The sequence below is a fragment of the Methylobacterium sp. PvP105 genome (assembly GCF_017876975.1).
GTDB lineage: Bacteria > Pseudomonadota > Alphaproteobacteria > Rhizobiales > Beijerinckiaceae > Methylobacterium > Methylobacterium radiotolerans.
The window spans coordinates 2513753-2535000 of sequence record NZ_JAGIPA010000001.1 but is presented as its reverse complement, the minus strand read 5'-3'; the positions used below and the strand labels follow the sequence as shown (position 1 = coordinate 2535000).

Below are 21248 nucleotides of genomic sequence, written 5' to 3'. Positions count from 1 at the left end.
CGTTGCCGTGCTCCACCGGGAGCGCTTCCACGGTGATCGCGCCCCCCTCCCCCTCTATGGCCAGGTCGCGGCCGGCGGCGAGGTCGCGCAGGTCGAGGATCGGCGGGTAGGCACTCCCCGGGGGCGTCTCGAAGCAGTAGCCGAACCGGGCCGTGAGCAGCGACCGCGTCAGGGCGTCGGCGTAGACGGGGATGCGGGCCCGCATGGCGATCACCAGCGGGCGCAGGTCGTCGATCCCGTGGGTGTGGTCGGCGTGGGCGTGGGTGTAGAGCACCCCGTCGAGGCGCGTCACGCCGGCGTCGATGAGCTGCTCGCGCAGGTCCGGAGAGGTGTCGACCAGGAGCGTGGTCCGCCCCGTCCCCGACGCCCGCTCCACCAGGATCGAGCAGCGCCGCCGGCGGTTGCGCGGCTCCTCCGGGTCGCAGGCGCCCCAGCCGCTGCCGACCCGCGGCACGCCGCCGGACGAGCCGCAGCCGAGGATGCGCAGGGTCAGGCTCGCCATCCGGATCTCCCGCTCTGAACGCGTCACGCGGCGCCCGGAGTCGTTCCGGCAGCCTTGTCGAACAGCGTGAAAAAGTTCGCCGTGGTGATCCGGGCGAGATCCGCGGCGGGCAGCCCCAGGGTCTCGGCCAGCGACCGGGCGGTGTCGGCCGTGTAGGCCGGCTCGTTGGTCCGCCCCCGGTGGGGCTCGGGCGCCAGGAACGGCGCGTCGGTCTCCACCAGGATCCGGTCCCGCGGCACCGCCCGGGCGATGTCGCGCAGGTCGTGCGAGCGCCGGAAGGTGACGATGCCCGAGAAGGACACGTACAGCCCCAGCTCCACCCCGGCCTCCGCCAGCCGCCGCCCCGACGAGAAGCAGTGCAGCACCGCCCGGAACGGCGCCCGGCCCATCTCGTCGGCGAGCACCCGCTCCATGTGGTCGTCGGCGTCACGGGCGTGGATCACGAGCGGCACCCCGGCGAGGCGGGACGCCGCGATATGGGCGCGCAGGACCCGCTCCTGCACGGCCTCGGGGGCGGCGTCGGCATAGTGGTAGTCGAGGCCGGCCTCGCCGATCCCGACGCAGCGCGGGCTGGCCTGGGCGAGGCCCGCGATCGTCTCGGCGGCGACGTCCGGCTCCTCGGCGGCCCCGTGGGGATGGGTGCCGACCGTGTACCAGACCTCGGCATGGGCCTCGGCGATCGCCCGGTAGGTGTCGGCCTTGGCGACCCGCGTGGCGATCGTGAGCATGCCGGTCACGCCGGCGGCCCGGGCGCGGGCGATCACGCCCGGCAGGTCGGCGGAGAAATCCGGGAAGTCGAGGTGGCAGTGGCTGTCGATGAGCATCGGGTCTCGGGGCCGTCGGGCGGCAAGGTCCTTCAAGCGGCAAGGTCCATCAAGCGGCAGGGGCCATCAAGCGGACGGCGTCTCGGGGCGCTCGAAGCGCGGGAAGATCGGCGCGGGGGCGGGGAGCGCCGTGCCGGGCACGAGGCGGCCCCCCTCCCCCACATCGGCGAGGCCGCGCCGGTCGGCCGGCACCGCCAGCAGGTCGAGGAGCTTGGCCGCCGCCGCCGGCACGAAGGGCTGGGTCAGGATGCCGAAGACGCGCAGGGATTCCAGCGTGGTGTAGAGCACCGCGTTCATCCGCGCCGGGTCGGACTTGCGCAGCTTCCACGGCTCCTGGGCGGCGAAGTAGCGGTTGGCCTCGGCCACCACGGCCCAGATCTCCGCCAGGACGGTGTGCAGCGCCAGATCGCCCATGAGGGTGCGGGCCCGCGCCGGCAGGGCATCGGCCTGGACCAGCAGGGCCGTGTCGGCCGCGTCCAGGGCGCCGGGATCCGGCACCGCACCGTCGCAGTTCTTGGCGACCATCGAGAGCGAGCGCTGGGCGAGGTTGCCGAGATCGTTGGCGAGGTCGGCGTTGATCCGGCCGATGATCGCCTCGTGGCTGTAGCTGCCGTCGCCGCCGAACGGCACCTCCCGCAGCACGAAGTAGCGCACCGGGTCGACCCCGTAGGTGTCGGCGAGCTCGAACGGGTCGAGGACGTTGCCGAGCGACTTCGACATCTTCTCGCCCTTGGAGAGCAGGAAGCCGTGGCCGAAGACCCGCTTCGGCAGCGGCAGCCCGGCCGACATCAGGAAGGCCGGCCAGTAGACCGCGTGGAACCGGACGATGTCCTTGCCGATCACGTGCAGGTCCATCGGCCAGAATTCTTTTCGGGGATCGGACGCGTCGGGGAAGCCCGTCACCGTCAGGTAGTTGGTGAGCGCGTCGACCCACACGTACATGACGTGGTTCGGATGGCCGGGCACCGGCACGCCCCAGTCGAAATTGGTGCGGCTGACCGAGAGGTCCTTGAGGCCCGAGCGCACGAAGCTCGCCACCTCGTTCCGGCGGGTGTCCGGCCCGATGAAGCCGGGCTGCTCGTCGTAGAGCTTCAGCAGCCTGTCCTGGTAGGCGGAGAGCCGGAACAGAAAATTCTCCTCCTCCATCCACTCGACCGGCGTGTCGGTGGCGAGGCTGCGGCGGCTGCCGTCCTCTAGGAGCCGGGTCTCGGCCTCGTCGTAATAGGCCTCGTCGCGGACCGAGTACCAGCCGGCGTACTTGTCGAGGTAGATGTCGCCGTTGGCCTCCATCCGCCGCCAGATCTCCTGGGCGGCCGCGTAATGGTCGGGCTCGGTGGTGCGGATGAAGCGGTCGTAGGCGCAGTCCATCCGGTCGGCCATGGCCTGGAACCGGGCGGCGGTGCCGTCCACGAAGGCGCGCGGGGTGGTGCCGGCCCGGGTCGCGGCCTGCTGGATCTTCAGCCCGTGCTCGTCGGTGCCGGTGGAGAACAGCACGTCGTAGCCGTCGAGCCGGTGGAAGCGCGCGATCGCGTCGGCGGCGATCACCTCGTAGGCGTGGCCGATATGGGGCGCGCCGTTGGGGTAGGAGATCGCGGTCGAGAGACCGAAGGTCTTTCGGGGATGCGCCGGGGCGTTGGACGTCACGTCTGTGGTGTTCCGGATGAGCGCGGGAAGACGAGCGCGGGAAGCTGCCCGCGTTGTCGCGCGGCCGGCGCCGGGACGCAACCGTCGCCGCCCGCGGGGGCGGCGCCCGGCCGGGGCCGCCGAGAGAGCACCCGCCGGCTTGCGGACGCGCGTGATCGTCCCCGCGCGCCTGGGCGCCGGGGGCATGGCCCGGGAGACCGCACGAGGGACGCGGGACGCCGCGGGAACCCAGGTGTCGGCCAAGCACGCGCGGGATCCGATCCCCGCGGCGCCCCGCGGCACCGGCCGGGCCTCTCCCCCGGCCGCTGCCGTCTTTCTCGTCGCGGCGTCTCCGACGTCCCGGTCCTGCGACTCCCCGTTAGCGGTCTCGGGCGAGGTGCGCGCACGCCGTGCCCGCAACCCCCGGAACCCGCATCGGCGCCGTGGCCTTCCAGCCGTCCCCCGCCTCGTCGTGGGCGGGTCCGCAGGTCGCTCAGGGTCAGCCCAGAGGCGGGTCGGCGCGGGGGCATTTCCTCCCCCGCCGGGCAGAGTGCCGCCCGGTCTCACGCCCGCGTCCGAGGCACGCCCCGCACCGGTCCGCCGCCCGGGGCGATGGCGGCTGAGAGCCACCGACGCGGGCGCCGCCCCGTCCCCGGACCCGACCGGTCAGCCACCGGGCAGGCCCCCGAAGGACGCCCCGGGATCGCTCCCGAGGCGCCGCGGACAGGTGCGGTCAGGAAGCACAAAATAGGAAGATTGTCAAGGCTCGAAGGATGATGGGACACCGCTCCGCGGCCGGCGCGTCGCGACGTCGACCCGATCCCGGGCCCGCCGACGCCGTCGGCGCGGGACGCCGCCGCGGGACGCAGCCCGCCCTCGACCGGCGCCGTCGACGTCGCGCCTGCGCCGGGACGCCGCAAGCTCGCGGGCGTAGAGCGCGCGCGTGAAGCTGTTCTCCCCTCTTGAGGCCGGCAGTATCGTCGCGTATGAGCGCGACGTGTCCTGTATTGCCGGCATTATTCGGCGAGTTTCGACGTGATAAAGCGTATAAATTGCTCATAAAAACAGAATCATGGACGTTTGATAGCGTAATATTTTTGACGAAAGCATTATTAGAACGAAAGAGATTAATTTAGAATGGTATCGGCGCAATCCAATACCGGTCCTCGGATCGCCCTTCAGGGCGGCCGGTTCCGTCCGGCGGACAGGCCCTCCGCGGGCCGCGCGGCAGCCGCTCCCCGAGTCCCTTGATGCGCCGGGTCTTCTCGACGGCCGGGATCCATCCCCGGACGCGCTTCAAGCTCTGGCAGGAGGTCGTCGCCGACCGGATCGGGCCGGTCGAGCAGCGCCGCCGCGCCGACGGGCCGTTCGCGGGCGAGATCGAGATCGGCGCCGTCGGTCCGCTGACATTCAGCCGGATCACCCAGGGCGCCATCACGACCACGATCACCGCCGACACGGTCCGGCGCCGGCCGGACGGGCTCATCCGCGTGAATTTCCGCCTCGCCGGGTCGTCGACCTTCCAGCAGCACGGTCGCGAGGCGCTGCAGGGAGCCGGAGACTTCACCGTCGTCGACCATCACCCGGGCCTGCTGGACGCGCGCACGGATGGCCAGACCCTGGTCATGGCCCTGCCGCGGGAGCGCCTCGAGGGCGTGCTCGGGCCGGCTCGGCTGTTCGCGGCCCTGACGATGACCGCCGAATCGGCGACGACCCGGCTGGTGACGACCTTCTTCGGGGATCTGCTCCGGGTGAACCGGCGGCTCTCTCCCGAGGCGGCCGAGCGCATGGCGGCCATCGGCGTCGATCTGATCGTGGCCGCCCTCGCCGAGCGGATGGCCCGGGAGGTGCCGCGTACCCTGCACGGCAGCGTCGTCGTCCAGCGCGCCAAGGCCCATGTCGAGGCGAATCTCGGCGAGCCGTCCCTCGATCCGCCCCGGCTCGCCGCCGCGATGGGCGTGTCCCTGCGCCGGCTCCAGGAGCTGTTCCACGAGCGCGGCCAGCACATCTCCGACTGGATCTGGGAGCGCCGCCTCGCGGCGGCAGCCAAGGGCCTCTCCGATCCGGTCAGCCTGCACCGCCCGATCGGCGTCGTGGCCTACGAGTGCGGCTTCGCGAGCCAGGCCCATTTCGCGCGGCGCTTCAAGGACCGCCACGGCCTGTCGCCCCGCGCCTACCGGGAGGCCGCCGCCCTGCGCCTGTCCGGCAGCCGGCCGGATCCGTGAGGCGCCGCGATGTCGGTGCCCGTCGCGGGCGGCCGGGGCGCGGCGGCGGGACGAGGGGCGCCCCGGGGGAGGCCCTCGGGGCCGCGGCCCCCCGCAACCCTCACCCGGCGCAAGCCGCCTCCGGCCGCGCCGCGTCTCCGGCCGCGTCCCCGGCCGCGTCCCCGGCCGCGCGGTCCGCCGCGTCGAAGAGCGCGCGGCAATACGCGACCAGGCGGTCGGTCCGGTCCGCGCCGCTCCGGAAGGCGATGTGCCCGTCCGGGCGCACCAGCACGAGCGCCGGCCGGCCCTCCAGCCCGTAGGCGCCGTGCGCCCGGCCGTCGAGGTCCGACAGGACGGGCACCGCCCCCGCCGCGATCAGGGGGCCGGCGAGGACGAGCCGCGGCCGCAGCCAGGGCCAGGGCGCGACGGCCCGGACCGCCTCCAGAAGGGCGGGGGCCGCCTCGGGGGAGCGTCCGTCGAAGCACAGGAGCGCCCAGCCCGTCGTCCACCCGTCCGGGTTGTAGAGGAACGGGAACAGGCGCGTGCGCGCCCCGTCCCGCGTCACCGGCGCGTCCGGCGCGCGCTGGCCCGGCTTCGGCCCCGGCCGCAGCAGGTGTCCCAGGTCCGCCAGGCCGGACAGGTGATCCGCGTTCAGGAGGCTCCCGGGATAGGCGACGCCCATCTGCTGCATGTCGTCCGTCCCCTGCAGCAGGGAGCCCAGGTTCGGCAGCGCCTTCGCGGCCAGCCCCAGCACCGTGTCGGTGACGGCGCCGCGGTAGACGGTCCACCGGAACCCGCGCACCTGCTGGGCGCTCAGCCGGGCGTGCTCGCCGCCGCGCTCGCCGTCGTAGGAGTCGAGGATGGCGGGCGCCGCCTCGCCCCGCAGGGTCATGGCCAGCCGCCACGCGATCTCGACCGCGTCGTGGAGGCCGGCATTCATGCCCTGGCCGCCGATCGGCAGGGACAGGTGCCCGGCATCGCCCGCCAGGAACACGCGGCCCCGCGCGTAGCCGGGGGAGACCCCGTAGGCGAAGCGGCTGTGGGTGAGCCATTGCGGGTCGCTCAGGGTGAGGGTCTCGTCGCCGGTCACCTCCCGGGCGAGCGCCTGGATCTCGTCGAGCGTCGGGTCGCGGTCCGGCACGCCGGCGTCGTCGGCCAGGAAGAACAGCCGGTGGTAGCCGCCCCAGACCGGCATGATGCCGGCGAAGCCGCCCGGGTAGTAGAAGAACCAGAGCTGGTCCGGCTCGGAGCCGCGCCGCCAGGACAGCCGGGCGTCGACCTGCCGGTTCATGCAGCCCGCGAGCCGCTCGGGCTCGAAATCCAGGCCGAGCCGGGCGCGGATCGTGCTCCGGGCCCCGTCGGCGGCCACGCAGTAGCGGGCGCGCAGCCGCGTCTCCGGCCCGTCCGCGCCCCGCCGGAGGGTCACGGTGACCCCTGCCCCGTCCTGGTCGATGCCGGTGACCGTGCAGCCCCGCTCCAGCCGGCCGCCGCGGGCCTCGAACGCGTCGATCAGGGTCCGCTCGATCACGTCCTGCCCGCTGTAGAGGACGTCGGGATGGGGGCTGGCGACGTCGGCGATGGGGATGGGCGTCGTCGGCGCGCCGTCGACGAAGAAGTTGATGGTGCGGACCGCGTAGGCGTTCTCCGCCAGGGCGTCGCGCAGGCCGATGCCGGCGAGCAGCTCCTGCGGGCGGGCCCAGAGGTTGTTGGCCCGCGAGTACGCCCTGACCTCCGTGCGCTGCTCGAGGAGCAGGCACGACACGCCGTGATGGCGCAGGGCGCAGCCCGCGGTCAGGCCGATGGGGCCCGCGCCCACGACGATCACGTCGGTGTCGTAGCCCGGGGCGGCGTTGGCGTCGGTCATCGGTCGGTCTCCGGTCGGGTTTCCTGTCGGGTCTTCTGCGGCGTCTCGTGCGGGCTCTCGTGCGGCGTCTCGCGCGGGGTCTCGTGCGGCCTCTCCTGCCGAGCCTCCGCGGCGATGGACGCGATGGCGCCGTGGGAGGCGCCGATCCGCCGCTGCAGGCTCTGCAGGAGCGCGGCGGCGGCCTCGACGGCCTCGGGCGCGAGACCCGCGGTGAGACCGTCCGACCAGAGGGCGTTGCGCGCCATCGCCTGCCGGTAGGCCTCCGCGCCCCGCGGGGTCATGGCGACGAGGGGCGCGCGGCGGTGGTGGGGGTTGGGCGCGAGCCGGATCAGCCCGTCGGCCCGCATCTCGCCGACGAGGCGCTGCACCGACTGGCGGGCGAGGCCCATGTTGCGGGCGATGTGGGCGACGGGCAGCGGCGCCGGCGCGAGGGCGATGGCCCCCAGCACCTGCCAGCGGGCGCTGGTCAGCCCGAGGTCCTGCACCAGCGCGTCGCCCGCCGCGAGCAGGTCGCCGTTGAGGCGGAACACCGCGACCACGAGGTCCGACAGGGCGTGCCGGGTCCGGTCGCGGTCGGGCGCTGTCCGGGGCGGGTCGGGCTCCATGGGGCGCGTCCTGGTGGCAGGGTATTGTCGAAATGACAGCATGCTGTCATCGCGCGGACAACGGGGGGCGGGCCGCACGGTTCCACGCCGGCGGCAGGCCGGATCCGGACGCGGGATCCGGACGCCGGAGCCGGGCGCCGGATCCGGGAGCGAGGACGGGTGCCCGCCGGGCCTACGCCACCGCCGCGAGATCCCCGAACAGCGACAGCACCACCGGGCGCCGGTCGAGGTTGTAGATTGCCGCCTCCCGGGCGGCGCGGCCGAACCGGTCGGCGACCTCCACCAGGGCGGCGAGGCGGGCGGGGGGCTCGTCCCGGCGCCGGTCGATCTCGGCCGAAACGAAGCGCAGGACCGCGTCCTGGGCGGCCTCGAACCGCGCCTCGGCGTCGCGGCCCGCCAGGGTCTCGGCGAGCTTGAGCACCCGGCCCCAGTCGGGCGTGCGCGCCCGCGCCAGGAGGGTCTCGATCTCGGCCACGAGGCCGGCGGTGACCGGGTCGAGCATCGCGAGCGCGCGGGCGACCGAGCCCTCGCACTGGGCCAGCGCCCGGGCCAGGGCGGTCTCGTCGGGCTGCGGGAAGGGCTCGGGCAGGCCACGCACCACCCGGGCGACGTCCTCGGCCGGGAGGGGGCGCAGCATCAGCGCCCGGCAGCGGGAGCGGATGGTCGGGAGCAGCCGGCCGGGCTGGTGCGACAGGATCAGGAACAGCGCGCGCGGCGGCGGCTCCTCCAGGACCTTGAGCAGGGCGTTGGCGGCGTTGGCGTTCAGGTCCTCGGCGCTGTCGAGGATGCAGACGCGCCAGCCGGAATCCGCGGCCGTCGAGGCGAACAGGTCGAGGGCGCGGCGCACCGCGTCGACCGAGATCTTGGTCGGCAGCGTCTTGGCGCCGGCGCTCCGGTGGCGGCGCAGGACCACGAGGTTCGGGTGCGACAGGCCCGCCACCTTGCCGAGGACGGCGTCGCCCGCCGGCACGGCGAGGCCCGCCGGGCCCCCGCCCGCGGGGTAGGCGAGCAGGCGCCGGGCGACCCGGTAGGCCAGGGTCGCCTTGCCGATGCCGGGGGCGCCGCCGATCAGCCACGCGTGGTGCAGGCGCCCCGCCGCGATGGCCGCCGCGAAGGCGTCGGCCGCCGCCGCGTGGCCGACGAGCCCGAGGGTCTCGCGCGGGCGCGGGATCCCGGCGAGGTCCCCGGGCTCGACGTCGTCGGCGGCGCGGTCGGCGGGCTTCATGGGACGGGCTTCATGCGGCTGGCTTCATAGGACGGGCTTCATGGGACGGGCTTCATGGAGTGGGTCTCGCGGCGCGGGCCGGCGGGCTCCGCTCCGGTCGGCGCGCCCGCGCGGCTGCTTACACGGCCGCCGGCCCGGATGGGACCGGTCGGGCCGGGAATCGCCCCGCTCACCCCGCCGCTCACCCCGCCGCTCACGCGGCGTCGCCGCTCCGGCCCGCACCCGCCGGCCGGTCGGGCAGGAGCGCCGGCAGCCGGGACGCGACGGCGGCGCGGACCGCCGCCTCGACCGCGTCGGGATCGCGGGACGCGTCGATCACCGCGCAGCGGTCCGGCTCCGCGCCGGCGATCGCCAGGAAGGACTCCCGCAGCCGGACGTGGAAGTCGAGGGCCTCGGCCTCGAACCGGTCGGCCCCCTGCCCCGTCCGGGCGCCGCGCCCGGCCGCGCGGGCGAGGCCGGACTCGGGGGCGAGGTCGAGGATCAGGGTGAGGTCGGGCCGGGTCGGTCCGACGACGACCCGCTCCAGGGCGTCCACGATCCCGGGGCCGAGCCCGCCCGCGGCGCCCTGGTAGGCCCGGGTCGAGTCGATGAACCGGTCGCACAGCACGGTCTCGCCCCGGCGCAGAGCCGGGCGGATCAGCCGGTCGAGGTGGTCGATCCGGGCGGCGCTGAACAGCAGGGCCTCCGCGAACGGGCCGTAGGGTTTGGCGACGCCGTCGAGCAGCGCCGCGCGGATCTCCTCCGCCCGCGGCGAGCCGCCGGGCTCGCGCGTCACGCAGACGGGCCGGCCCGAGCGCGCGCGCAGGGTCGCGGCGAGGCGGGCGATCTGGGTCGATTTCCCGGCCCCCTCCCCGCCCTCGAAGGTGATGAAGGTGCCGCCCGCCGCGGCGGGATCCGCGAGACGCGGCCCGGTCACGCGCGCGCCGTCACGACGGGTTGGCCGCCCCGGCAGCGCCCTTGTCGGCCCCGGCCCCCTTGTCCCCGCCCTTGTCCCCGCCCTTGCCGGCCCGGTCGAAGGCCTTGCGGACGAGGCCGGTGCCGAATTCGAGCGCCGCGTCCATCGCCCGCTGCGACAGGGTGCCGGGCTCCACCGCGGCGCCGGCGAAGAGCGGCTGGTCGAGGGCGACGGTGTCGCCGCGCTGGACGCGCAGGATTCCGACCCGCTGGCCCTCCTCCACGGGGGCGATGAGCGGCCCGGTATAGATCGCCCTGGCGCTGACCCGGTCGCTGGAGCCCCGCGGCAGCAGCACCCGCACGGGCTTCTTCGCCACCAGCGGCACCGAGCCCGACTGGCCGCCGAACACCGAGGCCTCGGCCACGGTCTCGCCCGGCGCGAAGACCTGCCGGGGCTCGAAGGCGCGGAACCCCCACTCCATCAGCTTGCGCGACTCGGAGGCGCGGTCCCGGGCGGTCTTGAGCCCCGAGACCACCAGCACGAGCCGCTGGCCGTTCTGCACCGCCGAGCCGGTGAGCGCGTAGCCGGATTCCTCCAGGTAGCCGGTCTTGAGCCCGTCCGCGCCGATGTCGAGGGCCAGCAGCGGGTTGCGGTTCTGCTGGCGGATCTTGTTCCAGGTGAACTCCTTCTCGGAGAAGATCTTGTAGTAGTCCGGGTAGGTGTCGATGATGTGCAGCGCGAGCTTCGCCATGTCCCGGGCCGTGACCTTCTGGTCGGGCGCCGAGTAGCCGGTGGCGTTGCGGAAGGTCGAGTTCGTCAGCCCGATCTCCTTGGCGCGCTGGTTCATCAGCCCGGCGAAGGCCTCCTCGGACCCGGCCATGTTCTCCGCGATGGTGATGGCCGCGTCGTTGCCCGACTGCACGATCAGGCCGCGCAGCAGGTCCGCCATCTTGATGCGGCTGTTGACCTGCGCGAACATCGACGAGCCGCCCCCGCCCGCGCCGCCGCGCTTCCACGCGTCCTCGGTGACGGTGAACTCCGTGTCCATGGACAGGCGGCCGGATTTCAGCGCCTCGAACACGATGTCGGTGGTCATCAGCTTGGCCATGCTGGCCGGCGAGAACCGCTCGTCGGCGGCCTTCTCGAACAGGACCGAGCCGGAATCGGCGTCGATCAGGATCGCGTGCGGGGCCGCGGTCTGGAAGCCCTGCGCGGCGGCGGCGGCGAGGCCGGCGCCCAGCGCGCAGGCGGCCGCGAGAAGGGTGAGAAGGGGTCTGCGCATCACCGTTCCGTCCCGCGCCTGCCGTCGGACCGGACACATCCCGGCCGTATCCCAATAACAAGCGTGACCATATTACGGTTTCGGCGCCGGATCGAATGCGAAATGCCGCATCGCCCGCCGCATCCGTCGGGCGGAGGGCGGCCGCGTCCGGGGCGGCGGGCCGGCCGGGGCCCGGGCGGATCCGCGTCGGATCCCGGGGCCGCCGTCAGTAGATCCCGGCGAGGCGCGCATGGCCGGCCTTCGCGGCGGTCCCGGTGGCCGGCCCCTTGGCGGCGGGGGCCTTGGGGGCCGTCTTGGCGGAGCCGGTCCCGGCGGGCGCGCCGCCCTTCGCGGCCAACCCCTTGGCCGGCACCGCGGCGAGGCGCGCCATGGCGAGCTTGGCCGAGGCCGGCATCGCGGCCGGCATCGCGGCCGGGGACGGGCCCGACGCTGCCTTGGCGAGCTTGACGGTCCCGGGCGCCGGGACCGCCCGGCCGTGGGCCTCGGCGGGCGTCGGGCGGGCCGCCGGCCCGGCCTTCGGGCCGGGCTTTCCGGCGGCATGACCGTGCGACGGCGGCGCGGCCGGGGCGAGGGCCGGGGCGAGGGCCGGATTGAGACCCGCGACCTTGACGGCCCCGGTCCCGAGGCCGCCCCTGGCCGCGACGGCCGGCACGGGGGCGGGCCGGAACTCGCGCACCCGCGGGGCGGTGGGCTGCACGGCCGCCGGGACCGTCACGGCGGCCGAGGCCAGCACGATCGGCGCGCGCACCGGCGCCGTCCGCTCGGGCCGGGCGGCCGGGGCCTCGGCGGGCGCCGTCCCGGCCTCCTCCGCCTCGGCGGGCTTGAAGGCCAGAGCCGGGGCGGTGCGCGTGTAGCGCTCCGTGTCCTCCGCCGGGCCGAGATCGGCCATCATCACGGTCGAGCGGCCGGCCGGCCGCCCGTCGGTGCGCAGGCTGGCGAGGAGCTTGCGGTCGTCGCTGCCCGCCACCGAGGCCTTGCCGACATACTCGACGCGCACCCGCGCGGTGCCCTTCCGGTGGAAGCCCAGCGCGTCGGCCGCCTCCTCCGACACGTCCATGACCCGGCCGGCATGGTAGGGGCCGCGGTCGTTGACGCGCACCAGCATCGAGTAGCCGTTGTCGAGGTTCGTCACCCGGGCGTAGCTCGGCAGCGGCAGGGTCGGGTGGGCGGCGGCGATCGAGTGGCGGTCGAAGACCTCGCCGTTGGCGGTCATGCGGCCGTGGAAGGCCGCGCCGTACCAGGAGGCCAGCCCCTCGCGCACGTAGCCGTTCGGATTCTCCTTCGGCACGTAGGTCTGGCCGGCCACCACGTAGGGCTTGCCGGTGTAGCGGCGCCCGCCGCCCTTCGGGATCACGTCGCCCTCGTTGTAGAGGCGCGGGCTCGCCTTGACCCCGTATTTCGGGTCGATCCCGTTCCCCGCGGCGAGCTTCTGCTGGGGCGAGGTCGCGCAGTTGGCCGTGGCCAGGGCCACGCCCGAGACGGCCATGAGCCGCAGGGCGAGGCGCGCCGGCCGGGGAAGCGTCGTGCGCACCATCGTGGGGTTCACCAAACTCTACGCGTGACCGGGGCCCGACCGGACCGGAGCCGGCCGCGTGCACTGGGCCGCGATCGGTCCACCCAGATTTGTAGCGGTCGCGTAAAGGAAGCCTGAACGATGGGGCGCGGCCGGGTTCAGGACGCGGGCCGTGCGGCCGGCCAGATCTCGAGCGTTGCGCGAGGATCGGCGGGCAAATGCTTGTTTCAGAAACGAATTTGTCAGGATCGCGTTGGCGCGCGCATCCGGTCGTCCCGGAGCGCGGCGCTCCACTTTTCCGTGTGGAGGCGCGGCCAGGATCGCGGCGGCTCGGGACCGGGCCGGTGCGGAGGCCGCGGGCCGGCTGATCCGCGCCGTCCCTCCGCGCCGTCCCTCCGCGCCGTCCCTCCGCGCCGTCCTTGCGCGCCGTCCTTGCGCGCCGTCGCGCCGGGATGCCGCGGGCGAGCCCGCACCCGAGGGCCGGCGTCGGTGCCCGAGTCCGGCGCCGCGGCGCCGGATGGCCGGAAGGCGCCGCACGCGCAGCGGCGGCCCGTACCCGGAGCGGACGCGCCGCCCCGGGTACGGGCCGGTCCGCCCTCAGCGGGACTGCGTGTCGGTGAGCTGCGCGATCGACTGGGCGCCGCGCTGCTTGAACAGCAGGTCGAGGCCTTCCAGCATCAGCGCGTGCATCTTGGTCCGCTCGGCGTAGGCGAGGTCGCGCAGCTGGTCGTAGACCGGCGGCTCCAGGTAGACCGACATCTGGCGGGCGCGCTGCTTGAGCGTGGCCGCCTGCTTCGGCGCCGGGGGCGCGAGGGTGAGCGACACGATCTCGGCGCCCTGCGGCCGGGCCGCCAGGGGCCGGGCCGGCGGGCTCGCCGAGGCCACGATCGCCGCGAGGCTGAGCTTAGGCGGCTTGGACATGCTGGCCCGTCCTCAGGGACTGCGTGCGGCGCTCGATCCACGACCAGAGGCGGCGGACCTCGCCGGCGGCCTGGCCCTTGGGGTTAAACTCGGTGACGCCCTGGCCGAGGCCGATCGCGTCCTGGTGGTCGGTGCGGGCGACGATGTTCACGTCGGGCAGGATGCCGAGCACCGCGAGCCCGTCCGCGGCGTCGCGGACCCGGTAGGAGCGCGGCGGGGTCTGGTTCAGCACGAAGGCGAACTTCTTCTCCAGCCGGTAGACGGCGGCCAGGGTCGGCTTGAACGCCCGCAGGTCCGCGGGGGTCGGCCGGCACGGGATGATGCACAGATCCGCGGCGCGGATCGCCGACAGGGTGCCGGTGGAATCGACGCCGGGCGTGTCGATGAACACGTAGTCGTAGGCGGAGTCGCGCAGGCGCTCCATCACGGCGTCGATCTGCGTGGCGTCGATCTGCGCCACCTCGGGACCGTCCGCCGTGCGGTGGTCCAGCCAGTCGGAGATCGTGGCCTGCCGGTCCATCTCCAGGATGCAGACCGTGTGGCCCGCCTCCCGGGCGGCCACCGCCAGGGAGATGCACAGCGTGCTCTTGCCGCTGCCGCCCTTCTGCGTGACGAAGGTGATCGCTTTCATCCCGGGCGTCCTCCAGAAGGCCCCATGCATCCGTCCGGGCGCCCGCAACCGCCGGTCGCCGCGCCGTCTGTGCCAACCTCAGGTATGGGATTCGGGGCGTGCCGCGATCCTGTGACCCAAGGATGTCCCGGCACAGGTTGGGGCCGGCATGGTTAACGACCCGTTAAGACGGCTGTCCCTTCCGGATATCGCCCGCCAGCACCGCAGCAGGACAGCAGTCTAAACTTCAAGTTAAGATTCTTGGCATATAGAGGGTTAACAGCCTTTCCAGCGACGCCCGGATACCGTAGCGTGAGCGCGGGTGAGACGAGGAGCTTGGCGGGGGTGAAAACCTCAAGTTTAAAGGCAAGGATCGCCCCGTCGAGGAATGGCATGTCCGAAGCCCCGATCCCGCAATCCATTCTGGAAGCCTCCGGCGTCGTCGGCACCTGGGCGCACGATTACTGGGCGGGGCAGCTGGCGCTCTCGGCCTCGCTCGCGGATCTGCTCGGCCTGGACCCCGAGGCGGCCGCGGCCGGCGTCTCCCTGGAGGCCTTCCTCGACCGCACCCACCCCGAGGACCGCGTCCGGATCGAGAGCTATCTCCACGCGGTGGCCGAGACCGGCGGTCCCGTCGAGGCGGAGTTCCGCACGGCGGACACGCGCACCGGGATCCGCACGCTGCTGATGCGCGGCCGAATCGAGCGGGACCCCGCCGGCGGGGCGACCCGGGGGCGCGGCATCGCCATCGACCGCACCGAGGAGCAGGCCGCCAACCTCGTGCAGAGCGAGCGGGTGGTGAACCGGATGGCCGAGCACATCATCGCCCTGCGCGACCTCGCCCGCGCCCTGCACCGGCCGACGCTCACCGACCGGATCGAGCACCTGATGATCGAGATCGGCTTCGAGCTCGCCCGCTTCCTGCCCGAGCCCGAGGACGAGCCGCGCCACTGAGCGCGCCACCGAGAGCGCCACCGGGCGGGCCACCGGGCGGGCCACGCGACGCGACGTGACACGCGGCCCGCACCGGGCCGCCTACGCGGCGTGACACGCCGCGCCCCCGGGTCGACGGCGCGGAAGCCCCGCCGGACCGATTGATCGCGCCCGTTCCGGCAAGCTACTGTCCCGGCAACACATTGCCGGGAGGACGGGGATGGCCCGCGACACGATCTACGACCGCGACCTCGACCGCGTCCCGGCCAACCACCAGCCGCTGACGCCCCTGCTCTACCTGGACCGGGCCGCGCGGGTGTTCCCCGACCACGTCGCGGTGGTCCACGGCCCCCTGCGGCGCTCCTACCGGGAGGTCTACGCCCGGGCGCGCCGCCTCGCCGCGGCGCTGGCGGCGCGCGGGATCGGCCGCGGCGACACCGTGGCGGCGCTGCTCGCCAACACCCCCGAGATGATCGAGTGCCACTACGGCGTGCCGATGACCGGGGCGGTGCTCAATACCCTCAACACCCGCCTCGACGCCGACGCGATCCGCTTCTGCCTGCAGCACGGCGAGGCCGCGGTGCTGATCACCGACCGCGAGTTCTCCCGGACGGCCGCCGCGGCCCTGGAGGGGCTCGCCACCAAGCCCTTCGTGATCGACGTCGACGATCCCGAATATGACGGCCCGGGCGCCCGCCTCGGCGCGACCGACTACGAGGCCTTCCTGGCCGGGGGCGACCCGGAGCACGACTGGCGTCTGCCGGACGACGAGTGGGACGCGATCACCCTGAACTACACGTCGGGCACCACCGGCGACCCGAAGGGCGTGGTCTACCACCATCGCGGGGCGGCGCTGCTGGCGCTCGGCAACGTCATCACGGGCGGGCTCGGCCAGCACCCGGTCTATCTCTGGACCCTGCCGATGTTCCACTGCAACGGCTGGTGCTTCCCCTGGACCCTGTCGATCGTGGCCGGGACCCATGTCTGCCTGCGTCAGGTGCGGGCGGAGGCGATGTACCGGCTGATGGCCGAGCACGGGGTCACGCATCTCTGCGGCGCGCCGATCGTCATGCAGATGCTGATCAACGCCCCCGACGCCGAGCGCCGCGACCTGCCCCGGCGCGTCGCCTTCTTCACCGCCGCGGCGCCGCCGCCGGAGGCGGTGCTGGCCGGCATGTCGGAGGCCGGGTTCGACGTGACCCACCTGTACGGCCTGACCGAGAGCTACGGGCCGGCGGTCGTCAACGCCTGGCACGCCGACTGGGACGCCCTGGCGGCCGACCAGCGGGCGGCCAAGAAGGCCCGCCAGGGGGTGCGCTACCCGGTGCTCGAGGCCCTCGACGTCCGCGACCCGGAGACGCTGGAGCCGGTGCCCGCCGACGGGGCGACGATCGGCGAGGTGATGATGCGCGGCAACGTGGTGATGCGCGGCTACCTGAAGAACCCGGCCGCCACGCGGGCCGCCTTCGCGGGCGGCTGGTTCCGCACCGGCGACCTCGGGGTGAAGCACCCGGACGGCTACGTGCAGCTCAAGGACCGCTCGAAGGACATCATCATCTCGGGCGGCGAGAACATCTCGTCGATCGAGGTCGAGGACGCCCTGTTCAAGCACCCGGCGGTGGCCGCGGCCGCGGTGGTGGCGCGGCCCGACGCGAAATGGGGCGAGACCCCGTGCGCCTTCGTCGAGCTCAAGGCCGGCGCGGCCCCCACGGCCGACGAGCTGATCCAGTGGTGCCGGGGGCGGCTGGCCTCCTACAAGCTCCCCCGCCACGTGATCTTCGGCGAATTGCCCAAGACCTCCACCGGCAAGGTGCAGAAGTTCATCCTGCGGGAGCGGGCCCGGCAGGACGGGGCCTGATCGGCGCCGGGCCGGGATCGGGCCCCGACGCCCGGCCCCGGTGTCGCGGGCCGGTCAGGCCTGCGGCGGATCCCGTCGGTCGGCGCGGACCGGCACCGGCACGGCCTTCGGGGCGGAGCCGGCGTCGCGGAGGTCGGCCAGGATCTGGGCGACGAACGCCTGGAGCGAGACGAGGCTGAACAGGGTGATGGAGGCGACCAGGGCGGCGGAGACCAGGGTCTTGGCGGTTTCGGGATCCACGGCGGGAGTCCTTGGCTTCGCCCCGCCGCGGGCGATCCGGGCGGGGGGCGCCGCTGGCGGCGCCGGTGCCCCCTCAAGGTGGGCGCGCCGCCCGCGCCGCGCCAGCACCGCCGCGGTCGCGCCTGGCATGCGCGGAGGGCCGGGCTCGGCCGCGATTGAGGTTACCGCGACGCTTCGTCCGACCGGGGCGTGATCGCGCGGGACCGCGCAGCTTTCCCGGCTGGCCGAACGTTGCGTTTCCCGCAATAAGCGCCGGCGCGGAGCGGCGCGCATCCGGGAGAGACGGCATGGCCGGCAGCGGCATCGCGGGCGGCATCGCGAACGGCACCCGCGCGGCGCGCCGCGCCGGTCAGGGGCTGGTCCTGGCCGCAGGGCTGGCCGCAGGGATGGCCGCCGGGCTGGGGGCCGGGCCGGCCCGGGCCCAGGGGCCCGTCCCGTCCCAGCCCGCGCCCCGCCCGGATGCCGCGCCCCAGGCGGCGGCGCCCGCCCCGCCGGGCCCGCCCCGCCCGCGGGCGGCGGAGCCGGGCCCGGCCGAGCCGGTGACCCGCGCCGGCTACTTCTACATCGGCGGCCGCTACCAGAAGCTCGGCGACAAGACCGTGATGGTCGGCCAGATGTTCGTGCAGTCGCGCACCCCGGCCCGGATCACGCAGCCCTACCCGGTGGTGATGGTGCACGGCCTCGCCCAGACCGGCGTGAACTACCTCGCCACCGCGGACGGCCGCCCCGGCTGGGTGCAGCGCTTCGTCGAGAAGGGCTACCAGGTCTACGTGGTCGATCAGGTCGGGCGCGGGCGCTCGGGCACCAACCCGGAGGTCTACGGCCCCTACGACCGGCTCGGGACCCGCAGCCTGGAGCGCACCCACACGGCCCCGGAGGTCTACGACCTCTACCCGCAGGCCAAGCTCCACACCCGCTGGCCGGAGGGGCCCGGCGTGCAGGGCAACGCCGCCTTCGACCAGTTCTTCGCGAGCCAGGTCCCGTTCCTCGCCAACAGCCAGCAGACCGAGGAATGGGTCGACCCCGCGCTGGTGGCGCTCCTCGACAGGATCGGGCCGGCGATCCTGGTCACCCACGGCCAGGCGGCCCTGTTCGGCTGGGCGGCCTCGGACGCGCGGCCGGACCTCGTGAAGGCGCACGTCGCCGTCGAGCCGAACGGCCCGCCCTTCTTCGACGTGCAGTTCCGCGGCGGCAAGGAGTTCTGGGAGAAGACCGGCGACGGGCGCGCCCGCGCCTACGGGCTGACCCGCATGCCGCTGACCTTCGACCCGCCGGTCAAGGCGCCCGAGGACCTGACGGTGGCGCAGCAGGCCAAGGGATCCGAGTCCAGGCCCGACAGGGCGGCGGACGGGCGGATCCGCTGCTGGCTGCAGGGCGAGCCGGTCCGGACCCTGCCGAATCTCGCCAGGGTGCCGGCCGTGGTGGTGACCGCGGAGGCCTCCTTCCACGCCACCTACGACGACTGCACCGTCGCGTTCCTGACCCAGGCCGGCGCCAGGCCGGACGTGGTCCGGCTGGCCGACCAGGGCCTCCACGGCAACGGCCACATGATGATGCTGGAGACGAACAGCGACGCCGTCGCGGACGTCCTGGCCGGCTGGCTCGCGGGCCGCGTGAAGTAGCCCCGCGGGGCCGCCTCCGCCGCGCCACCGATACGTGTCGCTACGGCAACAGCCGTCGCCTTCCGCGCGAAGGCCGCTTGCGGCCGCGCGCGGCTGTCCGTAGTCCGGTGTATAGAAAGATCAAGTATTACAGTAGTTTATCACAATTCTAAACAGCGCGGCTGAGACGTCGGGGGCGAATCCGGCGCGCGCGGCCGGCTGCCCGCAGCGTCGCATCCGGCAAGGGACCATGAGAGCCGTCCACCCCCGCCCCACCCTGCGCGCCCTGCTCGCCGGCGCCTCGCTCGCCGTGCTGGCGCAGGCCGCGCCGAGCCTCGCCCAGGACGCGGCGCCGCGCCGCGGCGGCGCCAACCCGCCGGCCGGCGGCAGCGTGCAGCTCGGGGAGCTGAGCGTCACCGGCCAGGGCGGCGGCCCGGCCTCCGGGGCCCCCGCCGGCGCGCCCGTGCGGGCCGCGGAGAGCCCGACCGGCCCGATCGACGGCTACGTGGCCCGGCGCTCGGCGACCGCGACCAAGACCAACACGCCGCTGATCGAGACCCCGCAATCGATCACCGTCGTGGGCCGGCAGCAGCTCGACACCCAGAACGCCCAGACCCTCACCCAGGCGACCCAGTACGTCGCCGGCACCTACGCGGGCACCTTCGGCGCCGACACGCGCCTCGACTTCTTCCAGCTGCGCGGCTTCGTGGTCAGCGATTACGGCCTCTACCTCAACGGCCTGCAGCTCCTGAACTACGGCTTCGCCTACAGCCGCGTGGACACGTTCGGGCTGGAGCGGATCGAGGTGCTGCGCGGCCCCTCCGCGGTGCTGTTCGGCGCCGGCAATCCCGGCGGCCTGATCAACCAGATCAGCAAGCGCCCGACCGAGACCCCGTTCGGGCTCGTCGAGGTCGGCGGCGGCTCCTTCGACCAGCGCTACGCCGCCTTCGACGTCGGCGGCCCGGCCGACGCCGAGGGGCACTGGTTCACCCGGCTCACCGGCTACGCCCGCAACGGCGGCACGCAGGTCCAGGGGGCGCCGGACGACAGCTACTACATCGCCCCGGCCTTCACCTATAAGCCGGACGGGTCGACCAAGTTCACGGTCCTGTCGAGCTTCCAGCACGACAACACGGCGGTGACGGCGAACTTCCTGCCCTACTACGGCACGGCCCGGCCGACCGTGCTCGGCCTGCGCATCCCGCGCTCGCTCAACGTGGGCGATGCCGGCTTCAACACCTTCCGGCGCGACCAGGCCTTCATCGGCTACGAGTTCGAGCACGTCTTCGACGACACCTGGGCGGTGCGCCAGAACGCCCGCTACGGCTACACGCAGAGCTTCCAGAATTCCTACATCGGCCAGCTCGGCTACACCGACCCGCTCCAGACCCAGCTCGGCCGCTACCTGTTCCGGGATTCCGCCAAGATCGCGCAGCTCGACGTCGACACCCAGGCCGAGGCCAAGTTCTCCGACGGCTTCTTCCGCCACGACTTCCTGATGGGCGTCGAGTACCGGAACTTCCAGATCCACGACAACCAGGCCTCGGGCTTCCCCGGGCCCGACCTGAACATCCTCGCGCCGATCTACGGTCCGCAGACGGTCTCGGCCTCGCCCTACCTGATCAACGCCAACTCGTTCCAGCAGGTCGGCCTGTACTTCCAGGACCAGATCAAGCTCACCCCGGAGCTGACCCTGATCCTCGGCGGCCGCCAGGACTTCGTCCAGAACACCGTCTACGACCGCCTGACCCCCGCCAACACCAACGGCCGCAACGACAGCGCCTTCACCTACCGGGCGGCGGCGATCTACAACTTCGACTTCGGCCTCGCGCCCTACATCATGTACGCGACCTCGTTCCAGCCCCAGATCGGCGTGGACATCAACAACCGCACCTTCAGACCCGATACCGGCGATCAGGTCGAGGGCGGCGTCAAGTTCGAGCCGCCGGGCCAGGGCTACTTCCTGACGCTGGCGGGCTTCGACATCCACCGCAACAACGTGCTCACCCCCAACCCGGTGAACACGATCTTCCAGACCCAGGTCGGCGCGGTGCGCTCCACCGGCTTCGAGGCGCAGCTCGTCGCCAACGTCGCCGACGGCCTCAACCTCGTGGCGTCCTTCACCAAGTTCGACTTCACCACCATCCGGGACGCCGATCCGGTGCGGGTCGGCAAGACGCCGGTCAACATCCCGCAGACCCTGGCCTCGCTGTTCGCCGACTACACCATCCCGCTCGGGCCGTGGCGCGGCTTCGGCTTCGGCGGCGGCGTGCGCTACGTCGGCAGCTCGTTCGCGGATGTCGGCAACACCCTGCGGGTGCCCGACTACGTGCTGTTCGACGCGCAGGTGCACTACGATTACGAGAACTGGCGCTTCCAGGTGAACGCCTCGAACCTCGCCGACCGGCGCTACGTCGCCTCCTGCCAGTCGAACGTGTCGTGCTTCTACGGCGACGCCCGGCGGGTGCTGGCGAAGGTCAGCTACAAGTGGTGAGGCGGCTCGGGCGGTCCCCGTCGTGACCGCCCGGTCGTCGTGATCCGCTGCGCC

General features: G+C 73.7%; 17 protein-coding genes (1 of these 17 cut by a window edge). 5 read left to right on the top strand and 12 right to left on the bottom strand.

Annotated elements, in window-relative coordinates; genetic code table 11:
- From J3A75_RS12150 to metG, 3 genes are all read right to left on the bottom strand, one after another.
- Window positions 1–502, bottom strand: the 5' portion of a protein-coding gene (locus tag J3A75_RS12150; RefSeq protein ID WP_209650250.1) for an MBL fold metallo-hydrolase. Its footprint begins 302 nt before the window's first position; 502 of the gene's 804 nt are visible here — the first part of the coding sequence; its start codon is at window positions 500–502; its stop codon lies off the left edge, out of view.
- 23 nt (window positions 503–525) lie between these two features.
- Entirely contained in the window at window positions 526–1326 is an 801-nt protein-coding gene (locus tag J3A75_RS12145; RefSeq protein ID WP_209650249.1) for a TatD family hydrolase, read from the bottom strand.
- Window positions 1327–1392: 66 nt separating this feature from the next.
- A complete protein-coding gene (gene metG / locus J3A75_RS12140; protein WP_209650248.1) occupies window positions 1393–2970 on the bottom strand; it encodes a methionine--tRNA ligase in 1578 nt (525 codons plus the stop codon).
- A 1229-nt stretch (window positions 2971–4199) separates the two neighbouring features.
- Here metG and J3A75_RS12135 point away from each other — a divergent pair.
- Window positions 4200–5174 (top strand): helix-turn-helix domain-containing protein, encoded by a 975-nt coding sequence (locus tag J3A75_RS12135; protein WP_070999178.1) that lies wholly within the window; start codon window positions 4200–4202, stop codon window positions 5172–5174.
- 100 nt (window positions 5175–5274) lie between these two features.
- Here the strand turns inward: J3A75_RS12135 and J3A75_RS12130 are convergent, their stop codons facing one another.
- The 8 genes from J3A75_RS12130 to J3A75_RS12095 all read right to left on the bottom strand — a co-directional run bounded on the left by J3A75_RS12130 (window position 5275) and on the right by J3A75_RS12095 (window position 14089).
- Window positions 5275–7017, bottom strand: coding sequence for an FAD-dependent monooxygenase (locus J3A75_RS12130; protein ID WP_070999176.1), 1743 nt, complete (start codon window positions 7015–7017; stop codon window positions 5275–5277).
- Window positions 7014–7622 (bottom strand): MarR family winged helix-turn-helix transcriptional regulator, encoded by a 609-nt coding sequence (locus tag J3A75_RS12125; RefSeq protein WP_029361575.1) that lies wholly within the window; start codon window positions 7620–7622, stop codon window positions 7014–7016. Before J3A75_RS12125 ends, J3A75_RS12130 begins: the two co-directional genes overlap by 4 nt.
- A 172-nt stretch (window positions 7623–7794) precedes the next feature.
- Complete coding sequence (locus J3A75_RS12120; RefSeq protein WP_012318492.1) at window positions 7795–8847, bottom strand: DNA polymerase III subunit delta'; 1053 nt, start codon at window positions 8845–8847, stop codon at window positions 7795–7797.
- Window positions 8848–9040: 193 nt separating this feature from the next.
- Window positions 9041–9763 (bottom strand): dTMP kinase, encoded by a 723-nt coding sequence (gene tmk / locus J3A75_RS12115; protein ID WP_209650247.1) that lies wholly within the window; start codon window positions 9761–9763, stop codon window positions 9041–9043.
- A gap of 10 nt (window positions 9764–9773) precedes the next feature.
- The gene (locus J3A75_RS12110; protein WP_041372295.1) at window positions 9774–11024 is read right to left on the bottom strand and encodes a D-alanyl-D-alanine carboxypeptidase family protein; all 1251 of its coding nucleotides are present in this window, start codon (window positions 11022–11024) and stop codon (window positions 9774–9776) included.
- 205 nt (window positions 11025–11229) lie between these two features.
- The gene (locus tag J3A75_RS12105) at window positions 11230–12558 is read right to left on the bottom strand and encodes a septal ring lytic transglycosylase RlpA family protein (RefSeq protein WP_012318489.1); all 1329 of its coding nucleotides are present in this window, start codon (window positions 12556–12558) and stop codon (window positions 11230–11232) included.
- Window positions 12559–13134: 576 nt separating this feature from the next.
- Entirely contained in the window at window positions 13135–13458 is a 324-nt protein-coding gene (locus J3A75_RS12100) for a ribbon-helix-helix domain-containing protein (protein ID WP_012318488.1), read from the bottom strand.
- The gene (locus J3A75_RS12095; protein WP_012318487.1) at window positions 13442–14089 is read right to left on the bottom strand and encodes a ParA family protein; all 648 of its coding nucleotides are present in this window, start codon (window positions 14087–14089) and stop codon (window positions 13442–13444) included. The genes J3A75_RS12100 and J3A75_RS12095 overlap by 17 nt, the downstream gene beginning before the upstream one ends.
- Before the next feature lie 372 nt (window positions 14090–14461).
- Between J3A75_RS12095 and J3A75_RS12090 the strand changes: the two genes are divergently transcribed.
- The gene (locus J3A75_RS12090; protein WP_012318486.1) at window positions 14462–15022 is read left to right on the top strand and encodes a PAS domain-containing protein; all 561 of its coding nucleotides are present in this window, start codon (window positions 14462–14464) and stop codon (window positions 15020–15022) included.
- Between the two features lie 199 nt (window positions 15023–15221).
- Window positions 15222–16859, top strand: a complete 1638-nt coding sequence (locus J3A75_RS12085) for an acyl-CoA synthetase (RefSeq protein ID WP_012318485.1) — start codon at window positions 15222–15224, stop codon at window positions 16857–16859.
- 54 nt (window positions 16860–16913) lie between these two features.
- Here J3A75_RS12085 and J3A75_RS12080 read toward each other — a convergent pair whose 3' ends face one another.
- Window positions 16914–17099: a hypothetical protein gene (locus J3A75_RS12080; protein ID WP_041372294.1), complete on the bottom strand. Its 186-nt coding sequence runs from the start codon at window positions 17097–17099 to the stop codon at window positions 16914–16916.
- 287 nt (window positions 17100–17386) lie between these two features.
- Between J3A75_RS12080 and J3A75_RS12075 the strand changes: the two genes are divergently transcribed.
- Together J3A75_RS12075 and J3A75_RS12070 are read left to right on the top strand one after the other, a co-directional pair.
- Window positions 17387–18721: an alpha/beta hydrolase gene (locus tag J3A75_RS12075; RefSeq protein ID WP_209650246.1), complete on the top strand. Its 1335-nt coding sequence runs from the start codon at window positions 17387–17389 to the stop codon at window positions 18719–18721.
- 229 nt (window positions 18722–18950) lie between these two features.
- Complete coding sequence (locus tag J3A75_RS12070; RefSeq protein ID WP_209650245.1) at window positions 18951–21194, top strand: TonB-dependent siderophore receptor; 2244 nt, start codon at window positions 18951–18953, stop codon at window positions 21192–21194.
- Window positions 21195–21248 lie beyond the last annotated feature (54 nt).